This is a genomic window from Paenibacillus sp. JDR-2 (assembly GCF_000023585.1).
Classification (GTDB): domain Bacteria; phylum Bacillota; class Bacilli; order Paenibacillales; family Paenibacillaceae; genus Pristimantibacillus.
The window spans coordinates 2,656,119-2,670,721 of sequence record NC_012914.1 but is presented as its reverse complement, the minus strand read 5'-3'; the positions used below and the strand labels follow the sequence as shown (position 1 = coordinate 2,670,721).

The window sequence follows — 14,603 nt, the reverse complement described above, 5'->3', positions numbered from 1 at the left end:
AACTTTAGCTCCACGGATAACCAAGATGATGGCGTTGGCAAATCCATTAGCGATCAAGTACAATAGACGTATACCTTTCGTCACCTGATCGGGACGATACTATTAAGGAAGGTGACAAGCTCTTGTCTCAAAACACTACAAGCATTTACGGCGGACAAGCTGTGATCGAAGGCGTCATGTTCGCAGGCAAGCATGTAAATGTAACCGCTGTACGAAGAAAAAACGATGAGATCGTATTTTACGAGGTGCCCCGCACGACGCAGCGGTGGATCCAAATCCTTAAGAGAATCCCTCTCGTCCGTGGTTTTGTAGGGATTATTGATTCCAGCGCCAAGGGCTCTCAGCATTTGAATTTCTCCATGGAGGCTTATGCGGAGGACGAGACATCGGATATGTCCGAGACGGAAAAAGCAGCAGCCCAGAAAAAAGAAAAATCCGGCTGGAGCCTGGGCATGATCGTAGGCGTTGCCGCCGCAGGCGTTATCTCCTTTATATTCGGCAAGCTGCTTCTGACTGCAGCGCCGGCTGCGATTGAAAGTTTGCTGTTCGAGAATGTATTCGAGAACAAAGTTGGTCATAACCTGTTAGAAGGACTTATTAAACTCATTATGCTTCTTGCTTATTTGTATTTGATGTCGATGACACCGATCATCAAACGGCTGTTCCAATACCATGGCGCCGAGCACAAGGTCATAAGCGCATACGAAGCCGGCGAGGAATTAACCGTCGCCAATGTTCAGAAGTACAGCAGGCTTCATTACCGTTGCGGCAGCAGCTTTATCATTTTTACCGTTATCGTAGGGGTTATCATCTACTCCCTTCCGATCTTCGAGTGGCATACCATTTGGGAACGCGTATATATCCGGATTCTGCTTCTGCCGGTTACCTTGGGTATCTCTTATGAAGTGCTGCGCTGGACCAACGCCCTGCGTGATGTACCGGTATTGCGCTACTTGGGCTATCCTGGGCTGTGGCTTCAGCTTCTTACGACAAAAGAGCCCAAGGATGATCAAGTCGCCGTATCCATCGCTTCCTTCAACCGGATGCGCGAGCTCGACAAGCAAATGAGCATTAAAGCTTAAAATCCATTCCAACATAAAGGACAGGTGATATTATGCCGCGGAGATGGAACGCATCGTCAATTATCGTGCTGACGCTACTGGCAATCGGGATTTTGTACGGAATCGGACAGCATCTTACTTCGTTTCTAATTCCCATCATTGTGCTAGGCGGCATTTTCCTGCTGTATAAATATCCGCCTAACACATGGGGCACCCGAGTCCGGGTCAGACAGCAGCCTTATGTGAAACAGACCAGAACGACCCCACGGCAAAAACCGAAATCCCGCCGCACGCCGTTCCGCGTTATTGATGGCGGTAAAGACGACGATGACCTGCCGAAATATCACTGACGGAAGCCTTCAAAAAACTGCGTTGCTGACTTGAAGCCGGATTGGAACAGCTTTTCCGCCATCCCTTCAGGCAGATGAAATTGAGTAGTCCGGACACCTAGAGTAGGAATTTTCACCGTCCGGTCGCGTGCATATTTCTTAATGTAGCGCTCGTCATGAGCTTGCATCATCGTTTCGAATATCGCTTCAAGCATTGTCAACGGACCGCGTATCTCATGCGGTTCGTTGTCGTTTTTACCGACCATTTGAAAGCCTACCGTCGGAACGGGATTAGTTCTGCCGGCCTGCTCCTTATCAAACAACCACAACGGAAAATTGCTTAACAGCCCCCCGTCGACAATATAAGCCTGGTGAAGCTGAGCTTTCTCTTTCCCCTTATTCGTTAAAGAATGAAGCTTCGAGTAACGGATTACGACCGGATCGAAGAAATAAGGAATGCTGGCGCTCATCCGGACCGCCCGCGCAACGCTGAGTTTTTTCGGATCCATGCCGTAAATCCTTATATCCTCCGGCAGGACGAGCAATCTCCCGTTCGTAATATCCGAAGCTACGATTCGAAGCTTGCATTCCGGCAAATCCCCAAACGTCTTTATTCCTTTCGCCTCCAGCAGGCACGAAATCCAATATTCGAGCGCTTCGCCGCTATAAAGCCCCTTTTTGATAAGCACCCTTAATGCCGGACTGATTACCTTCAGGTTAAAAATAAACGACCTCTTGAGAAACGACGAGAAAGGCGTATTCTCCACAATTCGTTTGATATCAAGACCGCTGTAATTTGCCGCTATCAGCGCTGAGATAATGGCCCCGCTGGATGTTCCCGCCACCTGGTTAAATTGAATCCCCTGCATCTCCGCAGCCCTGACCGCTCCTGCAAGCGATATCCCCTTCACTCCTCCGCCTTCGAACACTGCATTGATCTTCACTCCCGCATCCTCCGGACAACGGAAGCAGCGTCAAATCCGGCTTCCATCAGAAGTATATATGCGAAGGATAATTGTCTACATGTTAGCGTTGTGAGAAAATATAGAGGAGAACCATTTACCCTGCAAGGCTGACAGGAGTCGTCACATGGCAAAAATACATGCAGTCATAACTAATCCTTACTTTAAGCAGCCCTCTTGGCTACCAGAAGTTAACTATAAAGATACGGTTTTCCTATCAAGGCACTCCACAACAGAAGATGCTGTACTCTTCCTGACGTTATTATGCGGGTATATCGATGTAGATATTGAACAAAAACCGGAGAAGGTTTTTAAGAAGCTTATCTAAAGGGATGAAGTCCCAATAAGCGGCGGAGTCGCTTTTGCAGACAAAGAACGCTTAATAACTCCAAGCTGTTGCTGCGGGCTGGAAGATTGGCAGGAGGTATACAAATCGGTACTTGGCAGATCAAGTCCATGGCTTGGTCATGATCCCTACCCATCCATTGAATACGAAGATGACCGCATAAAAGTCTGGTCCGATGATTTTTCGGGGAAATGGAATACGGAAATGACTGAGGAAAAGAGAGAAGCCATGTTCTGCATTTCTTATGAACACGATGAACTCGTCTCTATGTTAAGGTCCATTCAAACGGATCTATTGGATTTTTACAAATATTCCTTTGATCAGACCTTTCATATGGTTGGGGATCAACTTAAACGGAAGTTATTCTCTCAATACTGCAAATGGTTCAATCTAGTAGATACTATATAGACATCGGAGATTAAACAATGAGCTTTCACGAGATAAAAGAACAAATTATAAGTTGTCAGGACTGCAAACAGAAATTCGGGTTTACGCCCCATCCCGTCTTCCACGGAAAAGCGCAGTCGAAGATCATGCAGATCGGTCAAGCTCCCTCCAAAAAAGTGCATGAGAGCGGTCTGCCGTTTAACGACCCCTCGGGAGCAAAGCTGAAGTATCAGTGGTATCAAATTACGGATGCTATGTTCTACAATGAAGATAACTTTTACATGACAGGGCTCGCCCATTGCTTTCCCGGCAAGCATCCTAAAGGCGGGGACAACCCTCCACCGCTTGCGTGCGCGAATAAATGGCTCGCCAAAGAGATTGAAATGGTGGACAACGAGATCTATATCATCATAGGTGCCAGAGCAGCTAAATATTTATTTCCAAAGCGAAGTTTCGAAGACTTGGTTCTCAAAAACAATCAGATAAACGGAAAACCAGCCCTTGTGCTCCCCCATCCTTCTCCCCTAAATGTGAGGTGGTTCAAAACTCATCCATCCTTCGAGGAGAAAAGAATTCCCGAGGTTAGAGAGATGGTATGGGATGTTCTTGGCTTTAAAGGAACGGATATATAAATTGTATATTGCGCAGTCTATTAGTCCTATACACTCTATTCAGCTTGGCTCCATTGTACTTTTTGCAGCATATTCATGTGCAAAGTATCCATTGGTACGTGCATTCGTATAATGCTGCATAACGTACAACATAACCTCCAGAATCAACTATTAACTGGAAAAACCATTGCATTTTAAACAGTGTAGCCAATGCTAACTGGCTACACTGTTTTGGTACGCCTGCCGATTTTAAGGCGTTATATTTCCATACTGTCTTGCAGCAGCCGGCCGGACTTCGGCTGCCACCCTCCGCCCCTCCCCCAAAAGCCCGCCGATTTCGCGGCGGGCTTTTTTATGTTGTCTAAGGCGGCCGCCGGCGCGCCGGGGCTAAGGGGTATCTCCTGGAGGAGCGAAGCGTCCGCCTTTGTCTTTCCTTTGCCACCACTTAACAACCTCAATCGAGGCAAAGGAAGGACAACAGCGGCTGTAAGGAGATACCCCGTGCCCCTAGCCCGATTCCGGCCGCCGCCAAAAGACTAAAAAAGCCCGCCGCAAGCGGCGAGCTTTTCATTCCGTTTCTAGTTCAGTCCGGATTCCTCTCAGCTCGTCCAAGCGAGATGGCTCACGGTTAAAGAATTCAACCAATGTCTCGATACATGTAATTGAATCCCAGCTCAAATGATGCTCGATGCCTTCCACATCGCGGTAAATGTTCTCTTCCTGCACGCCGATAATCGTCAGGAACGACTCGAGTAAATGATGGCGGTCAACAAGCCGTTTGCCCATCTTTTTCCCTTTGCTTGTCAGAACAAGCCCGCGGTATTTCTCATAGATCAAGTAGTTGTCTTTGTCCAGCTTCTGAATCATCTTGGTGACAGATGAAGGATGCACCTCAAGCCCTTCGGCTATATCCGATACGCGCGCATAGCCTTTCTCGTCAATAAGCTTATAAATACGTTCCAAGTAGTCTTCCATGCTCGGAGTCGGCAATGAAGAACCCCCTAACCCTGCATTCTACACCTTGTCTCATGGCGTTACTCTTAGTATCATACAACGATTTTTAATGCTACTGCAAGCCGATTCGCTTACGCATCTCCATTAAAACTTCATAAAAGCGGGCGTTACCTGGTTCAGCCAGATCGTAATTTTGGTCATCTGATCCGTAAACAGAAGAATCCCCATCAGCACCATAACGCCCCCGCCGATTCGCATAACAACCGACGAGTATTTCAACAGCCAGCGTGCCGATCCAAGGAAAAAGGCCAATAGGAAAAACGGAATAGCGAATCCCAATGCATACGCGGTTGTCAGCTCGAACCATGTCCCCGGCTTCGAAGCGGCCAAAGCCAGAATGGCGGTTAACGCCGGTCCGATACAAGGCGTCCAGCCAGCGGAGAAGCCGACACCAAAAATAAAGGAGCCGAGATAGCCGGTTTTTTTGGTCGGGTCAAAGTTGAAACGGCGTTCCTTCATGAGCACCTGCGGCTGAAAAATACCCGCGAGGAATAAGCCCATAAGCACGATCAGAATAGCCGACAGCTTGCGGATCAAATCCTCATATTGGCTGAAAAATTCTGCGAACACGTTGGAGCCGTAGCCTAACGTGTAATAAACCGTGCAAAATCCCAGTATGAAAAACAAGGTATGCGACATCGTCCTCATTCTCATCTGGGAAGTATGATTATTATTCTTCAAATCACTAACGGAAATGCCGGTTATGTAAGATAAATACGAAGGATATAAAGGCAGGCAGCAAGGCGAGATAAATGAAGCAAAGCCGGCGCCAAACGCCAGCCATACGTTAATGTTATCCAAAGTTAAACACCTCAGTCGAAGTTAACTTCCCATCTTCATACCGCGCTTCAGCAGCAGAAGAACAAGCATAATCGCAATCAATAACAAAACGATTGTACCGCCCGGCGCAAGATTCCACACGCCTGCCAGCATCAGTCCGGCTACAACGGCCAGCTCCCCGATCACAACTACCGTAATGACGCTTTGACGGAAGCTGCGGGCAATAATCAAGCTGCAGGCCGCCGGAATAGTAAGCAGTGCAGAAACAAGCAACGCTCCCACGATTTTAATAGATGCGCTAATGACAAGTGCAGTAAGCACGCTAATCATAACATTATAGAACCGAACGGGCAAGCCGCTAACCGCTGCTGCATCCTCGTCAAACGTAAGCAGGAACAGCTCCTTCAGTTGTGTACGGATAGCTACCAATACCACAACCGTAACGACGGCAATTGTAATGAGATCCACATTGTCGAGAGTAAAAATACTGCCGAACAAATAGCCGTTCACATTAATATTAAAGCCCCTGCCCATCGTGAACAGAATCGACGCCAATGCAACGCCGCCGGACATGATAATCGCAATGGACAATTCCGCGTAGGTTTTGTACGTTTTCCGCAGCTTCTCAATAAAGAACGAAGCAATAATCGCGAACACCAGGCCAACCGCTACCGGATATACGCCAATCAGGAATCCTAAGGCAACCCCCGCAATCGATACGTGGGACAATGTGTCACCAATCATCGATAAGCGGCGCAGCACAAGAAAAATACCCATAAGCGGTGCCGTGATCCCGATCAATACGCCTCCAATTAACGCTCGCTGAAAAAACTCACTAGCTAAGATCTCCAACCGTAACGACCTCTCTCCTGCTCTCCATTTGTTGACGAAGCTCCTTCAAGCTATGCGTCAAATCGTTCTCTACGCAATTCTGCAGATCATGCGAATGCTTCTTGTAAAACTTCAGCTTGCCGCTCTCCGCCGCAGGCTGCTGTCCCAAATAGGACCGGATCATCTCCATGTCATGCGATACCATTAGAAACGTTATATTATGATGCTGGTGCATATGCTTGATCATATGAAAGAAGCCTTCCTGCGTCTCCGAATCGATACCAACCGTTGGTTCATCCAAAATCAGCAGCGACGGATTGTTGATTAGCGCTCTTGCAAGAAAAACCCGCTGCTGTTGTCCGCCGGACAGCTCGCCGATCCGCTTCATTGCCAGATCTTCAATATTCATGGCGTGAAGGGCATCTTCACATTTCTTCTGATCGGCTTTCGTAATTTTGCGGAAAAGTTTATTCCGGCTGTATAAACCCGACAACACAACCTCGCGGACGGTAGCCGGGAACAGCGGATTAAACGAATTTTTCTGCGGGACGTAACCAATCCGGTCCCAATCCTTGAACTGGGATACCGGCTGTCCAAACAGACGGATCGTTCCGCTCTCCGGCTTGAGCAGCCCCACAATCATGCGCAGCAAAGTTGTTTTGCCAGCGCCGTTTGATCCGATAAGTCCAATGAAGTCCCGTTCTTTCACCGAGAAATTAAGTCCTTTATGAACCGTTTGGCTCTGATAGGAAAAGGATACATCCTCAAGCGTTATTATATCTTGATGACAACTTATATTTTGCATCGTTCCCCACCTCTCTTTCGCTGTATCATTCCTATTATTTCTGTAATCCGGTCAATAAATTTTGCAGGTTTTGTTCCATTAGGCTAAGATAATCCTCTCCCGCCTTTTCCTGCTTCGGCGTAAGGCCCTCGATCGGATTAAGCACAAGCAGCTTGGTATGCGTTTCGCTTGCAATCGTTTTTGCCAGATCCGGCGATACCATCTCTTCGAAATAAATATATTTGATGCCTTCCGATTTCACAAACTTCGCAACCTTGAGCAAATCCTGGGCGCGAGGCTCGGCATCGGGAGACAGACCTGTAATCGCGATTTGCGTCAGTCCGTAATCTCTGGCCAAATAACCAAAAGCCTGATGGGAGACTACAATCGATTTATGCGGCGCTGCCGCTAATTTAGACTCAAACTCTTCGTTCAGCGCTTCCAGCTTGCCTATAAGCGCATCATAATTCGCTTCGAACGCTTCCTTTTGGGAAGGATCTGCCTGAATCAGGCTGTCTTTCACGTTTGCCGCCATAACCATAGCCGACTTCGGACTCACCCAAGTATGCGGATCGACATCAAGATCGTGATCATGATCGCCATGATCGTGATCTTCCTCTTCTTCCGGATTTCCATGAATGAGTGCAATTCCCTTACTCATTTCGGCCGTGATCAGACCGCTGTTCTTCGGCAGGCCTTTCAGGAAATCATCCGTCCAGCCCTCTAGACCGGCACCGTTATACAGGAACAGCTGCGCTTTGGAAGCGATGGTCAAATCCTGGCTTTTAGGCGTCCAATCATGAGGCTCTACGCCAGCGGGAATAAGGTTGACGACATTCACGTTGTCGCCCCCAATCTCGGAAGCCAAATAATAGAGCGGATAAAAGCTCGTAACCACGTTGGTCTTGCCTTCAACAAGCGTTTTATCCGAATTAGCGCCGCATGCGGAAAGCAAAACGGTCATAACAAACAGCAGCACACTAATATGTTTTAAAGAACGCATTCGTATAATCTCCATTTCAAAACTCTTTTTAGTAATCGTTACTATTACGTTCTAGATTATACGAGCGGGCTTACACCGTGTCAACCATAAACTATTAACTACTATTTACATGCATGTACCTCTGCATACGTTAAGAAACAAGAGAACCGCCTCGGATTCAACATCCTGGCGGTTCTGAGCAACTCTATTTTACTTTACGATTGCGCCGTTTGGCATGTCATCCGGCACTGTTGCAAGCGTTAATTGATCGCCATGCGAAGCCGCCAGGATCATCCCTTGCGACAGTTCGCCGCGAAGCTTCACCGGCTTCAGGTTCGTTACGCAAATCACTTTGCGGCCAACCATCTGCTCCGGCGTGTAGAACTTCGCGATGCCGGATACAACCTGGCGCTGCTCATAGCCAAGATCCAGCTGGAGCTTCAGCAGCTTGTCGGCTTTTTGCACCGGCTCGGCTGCGATAACTTGAGCGACTCGAAGCTCGACCTTACCGAAATCCTCGATGCCGATTTCTTCCTTCGCTTCTACCGCGGGTGCAGCGGCTTGCGCAGAATTGTCTGCTGCCGGCGCAGCTGCTTCCGTCTTAGCCGCAGCTCCTCCGCCCATCGCAGCCGCAATATAAGCCACTTCTTCGGCTGCATCCAGACGAGGGAAGACAGGTGCTCCCTTGCTTACGCGCGTGCCGCCTGGCAGCTGGCCAAAACGTTTTGTGCTTTCCCAAGCAGTCAATTCGCCTTCTTCCAGACCAAGCTGGCGCCATAGCTCGCGGGGAGCATGCGTCAGGTAAGGCTGAAGCAGGATCGAAATAATGCGGAGCGACTCCGCCAGATGATACATAACGGAAGCCAGTTCGCCCTTCTTCGCTTCATCCTTCGCAAGCGCCCAAGGAGAAGTCTCGTCAATATATTTGTTCGTGCGGCTGACAAACTGCCAGATCGCCGACAGTGCAACAGAGAACTCCATCGTTTCCATAGACGATTCAACCTGGCGTACGGTTTCTACCGCCAGTACTTGCAGAGACTCGTCAAACGCCGTTACATTGCCGCCGTAAGCCGGAATTTCGCCGTCGAAATATTTATCGATCATCGCTACCGTGCGGTTAAGCAGGTTGCCAAGGTCGTTTGCCAGATCGAAGTTGATCCGGTCAACAAAGTTTTCCGGAGTGAAGGTGCCGTCGGAACCAAAAGGTACTTCGCGGAGCAGGTAATAACGAACCGCATCCAGACCGTAACGGTCGATCAGGGTTACCGGGTCAACAACGTTCCCTTTCGACTTCGACATTTTGCCGTCCTTCATCAACAGCCAGCCGTGCGCGAACACTTTCTTCGGCAGCGGCAGGCCAAGCGCCATCAGCATGATTGGCCAGTAGATCGTATGGAATCGTACGATTTCCTTGCCGACCAGATGAACGTCAGCCGGCCAGAAACGGTCATACAGATCGCTGCTGCCTTCTTTGCCATAACCAAGAGCTGTAATGTAGTTCGACAAAGCATCAATCCATACATAGATGACATGCTTAGGATCTCCGGGGACTTTGATACCCCAGTCGAAGGTTGTACGGGATACCGCGAGATCTTCAAGACCCGGCTTAATGAAGTTGTTGATCATTTCGTTCTTGCGCGATTCCGGTTGAATGAAATCCGGGTTCTCTTCGTAATGCTTCAGAAGGCGATCCGCGTATTTGCTCATCCGGAAGAAATAGCTCTCTTCCTTCACCAGCTCTACCGGGCGTCCGCAGTCCGGACAGTTGCCGTTCACCAGCTGGCGCTCTAGGAAGAACGATTCGCATGGCGTACAGTACCAGCCTTCATATTCGCCTTTATAAATATCGTCCTGCTTCAGCAATTGGGCGAAAATTTTCTCAACCGCTTCCTTATGGCGCGGCTCCGTTGTACGGATGAAATCATCGTTCGAAATTTCAAGTTTCGACCAGAGCTCTTTAATGCCAACGACAATATCGTCAACAAACTGCTGAGGCGACTTGTTTTTGTCCTTCGCATTGCGTTCAATCTTCTGCCCATGCTCGTCCGTACCGGTCAAGTACCAGACATCGTACCCGCGAAGTCTTTTGTAGCGTGCCATGGCATCGCCGGCTACCGTCGTATACGCATGTCCGATGTGAAGCTTGTCGCTCGGATAATAGATCGGTGTCGTAATATAAAAGGTTTTTTTATCGTTACCCATTTGTCATTCCTCCGTTATGATCAAAATTAAGCGAGAGAACGCAAAAAACTCCCGTCCAACATGGGACGAGAGTTCAAGTTCACTCACGCGGTACCACCCAAATTCCCGCTGCGCTTTAATGAACAACCACAGCACAGCAGCTTCGTGTGCCGCCATTCTAGGGGCGGCAGAGCCGTTAACGCCAGCTTAACGCCATTCCCTTACCTCGCATTGAGGCTCGGAAACAGATTCTCCGGGACCATCTTCGGATGCTTATCCATACCGGCTTCCAGCGTCTTGCCCGGCTCTCTGTTATGGTATCTTCATCTTACTTATCCGTTCATCGAATATGGGAAATATGCTTATATGACAAAATATAACCAATTAAACGCTCCATTGTCAAGGAGCAGCCGTTCCGCCCGTATCACTCTCTTGCTCCCCCGGGACGGGAGGAACAGGATCATATCCCCCCGGATGGAAAGGATGGCATCTTGCGATCCGCTTAGCGGCTAGCCATGAGCCCTTTACAGCGCCGTGCTTCTCGAGAGCCTCAAGTGCGTATGCCGAACAAGTCGGATAATATCGGCAGGTCGGCGGCGTAAGCGGCGATATTACTTTGCGGTAGAAAAGAACCGGCGCCTTCATCACTCTTACGGCTGTTCGGCTGTGAGCCATCAGTTTGCCCCGGCTGCCGACTCTTCTTGAATGCAGTCTTTGCAATAGCCGAACACTTCGAATTTATGCTTCACTACGCGGAAATCATCCGGTACGACCGTTTGCTCCATCGGACAGAACGTAATCGGATACGTATGGCCGCATTGCAGGCAGATCATATGGTGGTGATGATCGTTTTCCCTGCAATGAAGCTTGAATTTAACGCCGTCCTCAAAAATAACCTGCTCGATAACCCCAAGCTCCTCCATCACGCGCAAATTGCGGTATACGGTATCAAAGCTCAGGCCCGAGTAGGACTTGCCCATATATTCGTAAACTTCCTTAGGTGCCAGGTATCCCGGAGTCTCCGCAAATAATTTGGCCAGCGATTTGCGCTGATCCGTTATGCGAAGTCCTTGTCCGGTCATTCTTTGTATAATTTCATCTATGGTATGCAATGAAAGAACCTCCGACAATAAAGTATCTTTCTATTCATAATGCCGAAAAAAAAGACTCTCGTCAATGAGAGCCTCTCTTAAGCCGCACCTTGGATCATCCGTTCAGCCGCATGTTTATCAGAAAACTTGCACACATAGCCAGAAATAACACAATACTTATGATCGACACCCATTTGCGTCTTGTCTTCGCCGCTGCAAGGCGTTCCCCGCCTGCGGGATCAAGTGCCGCTTCCGTAACGGATCGGTGCATGAACAACAATGCAATGACCGAGGTTACAAAGAACATATTAATAACAAACCAGATCGCCGTCCACATCATAACGGGCACCCTCCCTACTTATCTGCAGAAACCCGCTATACATACCATTTGTTCAAAATAATCATCAAGACGATAAAGCTGACCACCGCTCCTGCAAAACAAACCCATCCGTAACGGAAGCGCTGCTGGAACATACGAAGAATGCCAAGACTTAATAATCCGAAAATGAGCAATAAAAAGACGACCCCGATAATAAATAACGAAGTTGAGATGTCACTGACATCGACTAAAGTCACTGCATACACTCCCCTATGTAATAATGCAAGTACACAATTAGCATTATAAGGGATTGTCCCTCCGTTCGCCAACCACATTCCGTAAGAAAAGGTGACAAGTTGAAACGGCTTTCATTGCCTAGTGGCGGAAATTTTTTTATTCAAAAGAAAACGACGGCCGCAAGGCCCTGGATCAGCGGCCTTTCAACCATCGTATATCCGTTTCATAATAAGTACCGGCCCGGGGTCTTTTGCGCAGCTTTACTTGCAAAACATAGTTTTTCACAATCGCCTGGCAGATGGTCGGCTTAACAAGCTTAGGTAGCTTGATGATTTCCTTCTGCTGATTAGGAAGTCCTTCAATCCGTAATCGGTCATCCCGTACGTACAAGCGAAGATTTTCCCGGCTTACTTCACGCGGAAGGTGGAACTTCACAAGTAATTCGTGATGAGTCTCAAAGAAGGAAATCCCCTCGCTCGCTTCCGCTTGATCCAAGATGGAATTTGCTGCCGAAGGAAGTGATTGGGTCATCATCTTCCGGACAAATTTCTCCACCCAATCCGGCTCCTTCATTACATCGAAGCCTTTTGGCAGACGCTGGCCGTCCAGCCATCGCTCGAGCTCATCCCATTTGTTCTCCACGTTCCCGTTCACCTCCAGCCGTTCCCTGATAGCATATGCGAAGCTGGGCGGAGCGGCTACTTCATTCCTTTCGCCGGGCATTTATCCACACGGGCCGCGGAACCTCTGGGCGTATGCCGCATACGATAATATACGAGACGCTTTAAGGGAAAAGGGTGAGTGCGAATGCCTTCTATCGTTGGATTTGTAAAAGTCGTTAGCGTCGGCTCCAGTGCCGTCGTTCAATTCGGGGACGCGGTTCAAGTGTCGCCTTCCAGCCAAACGAAAACCTACGCTGGCTCCGGCTCGTTCCTGACAGGAAGCCTGGCAAATTCAAACAATGCGGTCAGCGCGACCAATACGCTTGATCCGGACGTTCAAGATAACTCCCAGAACAATCTGGAAACCGTGGTGTAATGCATGAACTGGACTATTTATCAGACGATCACCATACAGCAGCTTCGAGTAAATAGCGTATCGAACAGCTCTGTCCTGCAAGTCGGAAGCGCGGGATCCATCCGGTCTTTATCCCAAATGTACAATACGGGAGGATTTACCGAACCCGCGCCGCAGCTCGGGGAAGAAAGCCCGCTATCGCTGGTCCCGCTTCCGGATCCCGCTTAACGTTTATTTAGAGAGGAGGCTTTTTATCATGCAGCAGCAGCCGCCCGGCAATGGGCTGTCTCCATGGCAAGCCTGGTCGCTTGAGCTTCAGACCAAATTAAGAGCGCAGCAGAGCCAGATTTATTCATTGGAGCAGCAACTCGCTGTTCTAAGCGAGCAGCTGAAGCAGCTGGAGAACAAGCCAACCTATAATATCGAGAAGCTGGAATATCACTTTGACCAATTAAAAGTAGAGAAGCTTGAAGGCACTTTGAATATCGGCATGACTCCGCCCGGGATGCCCGGCGGTGACGGGGATATCGAACAGCTTGCGGTTCAGCAGCATAAGCCAAACGTATACCCGGCAGCAGCCCCCGGTATAACCCCGCCGTCTGAGCCGTATGCGGGCTTACGGGCGGAAGTGGATCGTTTTTTGAGCCAACATGGTAATCAAAGGCTTATTGCACTCGAGACCGAATACGGGGTCGACCTTGATCCTTATCATCGCCGCATGGTTCTGGAGGATATCCGTAAGCAGCTTCCATCCCGTATTCATTTCTATATGCAGCTGAAGCCGGGTGAGACTGAGGCAGGGGCTGCCGGACAAGGACAGAATCCGCAAACCGAGCAGGAGAAAAAAGAAATGATTTTATCCAAAACAATCAGAGATGCGGATGCCGCCATGCAAAAATATATCCAGTCGCTAAAAAGCGGCAATGGCAGCTGACAGGAGAGTTTAAGCAATGGTGAATTTCACTGTGCATAATTGCGGTTTGACCGTTGGCAATATTGATATATTAGGTGTATCGGCAGCATCCATGTTCCAGATCGGCGACTCCGACTATGTCACCTTATATTCGATGTTTGATACCCCTCCCGAATCCGTCATTGTTGGACCGTTAGCCCCGCTCCCCACGCCGGAAGGCGAAGAGGAAGCGATTGGCGAATCTCCGATGGCCGGCTAGGAGGAATTAACGAATGGAAGAATCCTATCCCATAAGAGTATCCCAGATCGGGCTGGTATCCGTTATTGACGTTTCGATCGGGGCGATTATCCAATTCGGTGACCGCGCCGAAGGTTCGCCTAAGCTGAATGCCCTTGCCGTTCAACGAGCGATTGATCATACGAAGGCAGGAAGCGTTTATTTCGAGTCCTACCCCATTTTCAACCGTCCGCTGCCACAGTTAATCGACCCGGTTGCGGACGCCGGAGAGGACGTACGTATCAAGAGGGTTAACCGCTGCCCTCGAATTAATGTAGGCTGCATAAGCGTGGTTGGCGTGGGCTCCACTTCAAGCCTGCTCGCGGGCAATGCGATGCGAACAACCGCAGAATCCAGGATCAAGCATATCAGGCAGTACGAGAAAACGCTGATTCATATCACATAGGCGAATTCATCAAAAGCATCTGCAGCTTCTATTAAGAAGCCAGCTCGGATCGAAACAAAGCCGCTTAGCTGTCTG

The 14,603-nt window shown here is 49.0% G+C and carries 21 protein-coding genes; 9 read left to right on the top strand and 12 right to left on the bottom strand.

The window, feature by feature from the left end; translation table 11 throughout:
* Window positions 1-176 precede the first annotated feature (176 nt).
* Together PJDR2_RS11630 and PJDR2_RS11625 are read left to right on the top strand one after the other, a co-directional pair.
* Entirely contained in the window at window positions 177-1,082 is a 906-nt protein-coding gene (locus tag PJDR2_RS11630) for a DUF1385 domain-containing protein (protein ID WP_049790138.1), read from the top strand.
* A 32-nt stretch (window positions 1,083-1,114) separates the two neighbouring features.
* A complete protein-coding gene (locus PJDR2_RS11625; RefSeq protein ID WP_015843883.1) occupies window positions 1,115-1,411 on the top strand; it encodes a hypothetical protein in 297 nt (98 codons plus the stop codon).
* Here PJDR2_RS11625 and PJDR2_RS11620 read toward each other — a convergent pair.
* Window positions 1,405-2,334, bottom strand: a complete 930-nt coding sequence (locus PJDR2_RS11620; protein WP_015843882.1) for a patatin-like phospholipase family protein — start codon at window positions 2,332-2,334, stop codon at window positions 1,405-1,407. The genes PJDR2_RS11625 and PJDR2_RS11620 overlap by 7 nt on opposite strands.
* 145 nt (window positions 2,335-2,479) lie before the next feature.
* On the opposite strand from PJDR2_RS11620, the gene PJDR2_RS11615 reads away from it, so the two are divergent.
* Window positions 2,480-2,680, top strand: coding sequence for a hypothetical protein (locus PJDR2_RS11615; RefSeq protein WP_015843881.1), 201 nt, complete (start codon window positions 2,480-2,482; stop codon window positions 2,678-2,680).
* Window positions 2,681-3,123: 443 nt separating this feature from the next.
* Complete coding sequence (locus PJDR2_RS11605) at window positions 3,124-3,717, top strand: uracil-DNA glycosylase family protein (protein WP_015843879.1); 594 nt, start codon at window positions 3,124-3,126, stop codon at window positions 3,715-3,717.
* A gap of 546 nt (window positions 3,718-4,263) precedes the next feature.
* Here PJDR2_RS11605 and mntR read toward each other — a convergent pair.
* The 11 genes from mntR to PJDR2_RS11550 form a co-directional block, all read right to left on the bottom strand.
* Window positions 4,264-4,686: a transcriptional regulator MntR gene (gene mntR / locus PJDR2_RS11595; RefSeq protein WP_015843878.1), complete on the bottom strand. Its 423-nt coding sequence runs from the start codon at window positions 4,684-4,686 to the stop codon at window positions 4,264-4,266.
* Window positions 4,687-4,794: 108 nt separating this feature from the next.
* Window positions 4,795-5,511 carry a cytochrome c biogenesis CcdA family protein gene (locus tag PJDR2_RS11590; RefSeq protein ID WP_015843877.1) on the bottom strand — a complete coding sequence of 239 codons (717 nt, stop codon included), beginning with the start codon at window positions 5,509-5,511 and terminating at the stop codon, window positions 4,795-4,797.
* Between the two features lie 21 nt (window positions 5,512-5,532).
* A complete protein-coding gene (locus PJDR2_RS11585; protein ID WP_015843876.1) occupies window positions 5,533-6,342 on the bottom strand; it encodes a metal ABC transporter permease in 810 nt (269 codons plus the stop codon).
* Complete coding sequence (locus PJDR2_RS11580; protein ID WP_015843875.1) at window positions 6,326-7,126, bottom strand: metal ABC transporter ATP-binding protein; 801 nt, start codon at window positions 7,124-7,126, stop codon at window positions 6,326-6,328. The genes PJDR2_RS11585 and PJDR2_RS11580 overlap by 17 nt, the downstream gene beginning before the upstream one ends.
* A 34-nt stretch (window positions 7,127-7,160) precedes the next feature.
* Entirely contained in the window at window positions 7,161-8,108 is a 948-nt protein-coding gene (locus tag PJDR2_RS11575) for a metal ABC transporter solute-binding protein, Zn/Mn family (protein WP_015843874.1), read from the bottom strand.
* A gap of 189 nt (window positions 8,109-8,297) precedes the next feature.
* The gene (gene metG / locus PJDR2_RS11570; protein WP_015843873.1) at window positions 8,298-10,289 is read right to left on the bottom strand and encodes a methionine--tRNA ligase; all 1,992 of its coding nucleotides are present in this window, start codon (window positions 10,287-10,289) and stop codon (window positions 8,298-8,300) included.
* Window positions 10,290-10,667: 378 nt separating this feature from the next.
* Window positions 10,668-10,943: a membrane protein insertion efficiency factor YidD gene (yidD, locus tag PJDR2_RS32450; RefSeq protein ID WP_015843872.1), complete on the bottom strand. Its 276-nt coding sequence runs from the start codon at window positions 10,941-10,943 to the stop codon at window positions 10,668-10,670.
* Window positions 10,943-11,380, bottom strand: coding sequence for a Fur family transcriptional regulator (locus PJDR2_RS11565; protein WP_015843871.1), 438 nt, complete (start codon window positions 11,378-11,380; stop codon window positions 10,943-10,945). Before PJDR2_RS11565 ends, yidD begins: the two co-directional genes overlap by 1 nt.
* Window positions 11,381-11,474: 94 nt before the next feature.
* On the bottom strand, window positions 11,475-11,699 hold the full coding sequence (locus PJDR2_RS11560) for a hypothetical protein (protein WP_015843870.1): 225 nt from the start codon (window positions 11,697-11,699) through the stop codon (window positions 11,475-11,477).
* A gap of 35 nt (window positions 11,700-11,734) precedes the next feature.
* A complete protein-coding gene (locus PJDR2_RS11555; protein WP_015843869.1) occupies window positions 11,735-11,935 on the bottom strand; it encodes a hypothetical protein in 201 nt (66 codons plus the stop codon).
* Between the two features lie 172 nt (window positions 11,936-12,107).
* Entirely contained in the window at window positions 12,108-12,557 is a 450-nt protein-coding gene (locus tag PJDR2_RS11550; protein ID WP_015843868.1) for an Hsp20/alpha crystallin family protein, read from the bottom strand.
* A 165-nt stretch (window positions 12,558-12,722) separates the two neighbouring features.
* On the opposite strand from PJDR2_RS11550, the gene PJDR2_RS11545 reads away from it, so the two are divergent.
* The 5 genes from PJDR2_RS11545 to PJDR2_RS11525 are packed head-to-tail and all read left to right on the top strand — an operon-like array spanning window position 12,723 to window position 14,528.
* Window positions 12,723-12,953, top strand: a complete 231-nt coding sequence (locus PJDR2_RS11545; RefSeq protein ID WP_015843867.1) for a spore germination protein — start codon at window positions 12,723-12,725, stop codon at window positions 12,951-12,953.
* A 3-nt stretch (window positions 12,954-12,956) separates the two neighbouring features.
* Entirely contained in the window at window positions 12,957-13,160 is a 204-nt protein-coding gene (locus PJDR2_RS11540) for a spore germination protein GerPB (protein ID WP_015843866.1), read from the top strand.
* A gap of 28 nt (window positions 13,161-13,188) precedes the next feature.
* Window positions 13,189-13,866 (top strand): spore germination protein GerPC, encoded by a 678-nt coding sequence (locus PJDR2_RS11535; protein ID WP_015843865.1) that lies wholly within the window; start codon window positions 13,189-13,191, stop codon window positions 13,864-13,866.
* A gap of 16 nt (window positions 13,867-13,882) precedes the next feature.
* A complete protein-coding gene (locus PJDR2_RS11530; protein WP_015843864.1) occupies window positions 13,883-14,104 on the top strand; it encodes a hypothetical protein in 222 nt (73 codons plus the stop codon).
* Between the two features lie 13 nt (window positions 14,105-14,117).
* The gene (locus tag PJDR2_RS11525; RefSeq protein WP_015843863.1) at window positions 14,118-14,528 is read left to right on the top strand and encodes a spore germination protein GerPE; all 411 of its coding nucleotides are present in this window, start codon (window positions 14,118-14,120) and stop codon (window positions 14,526-14,528) included.
* The last annotated feature ends 75 nt before the right edge of the window (window positions 14,529-14,603 follow it).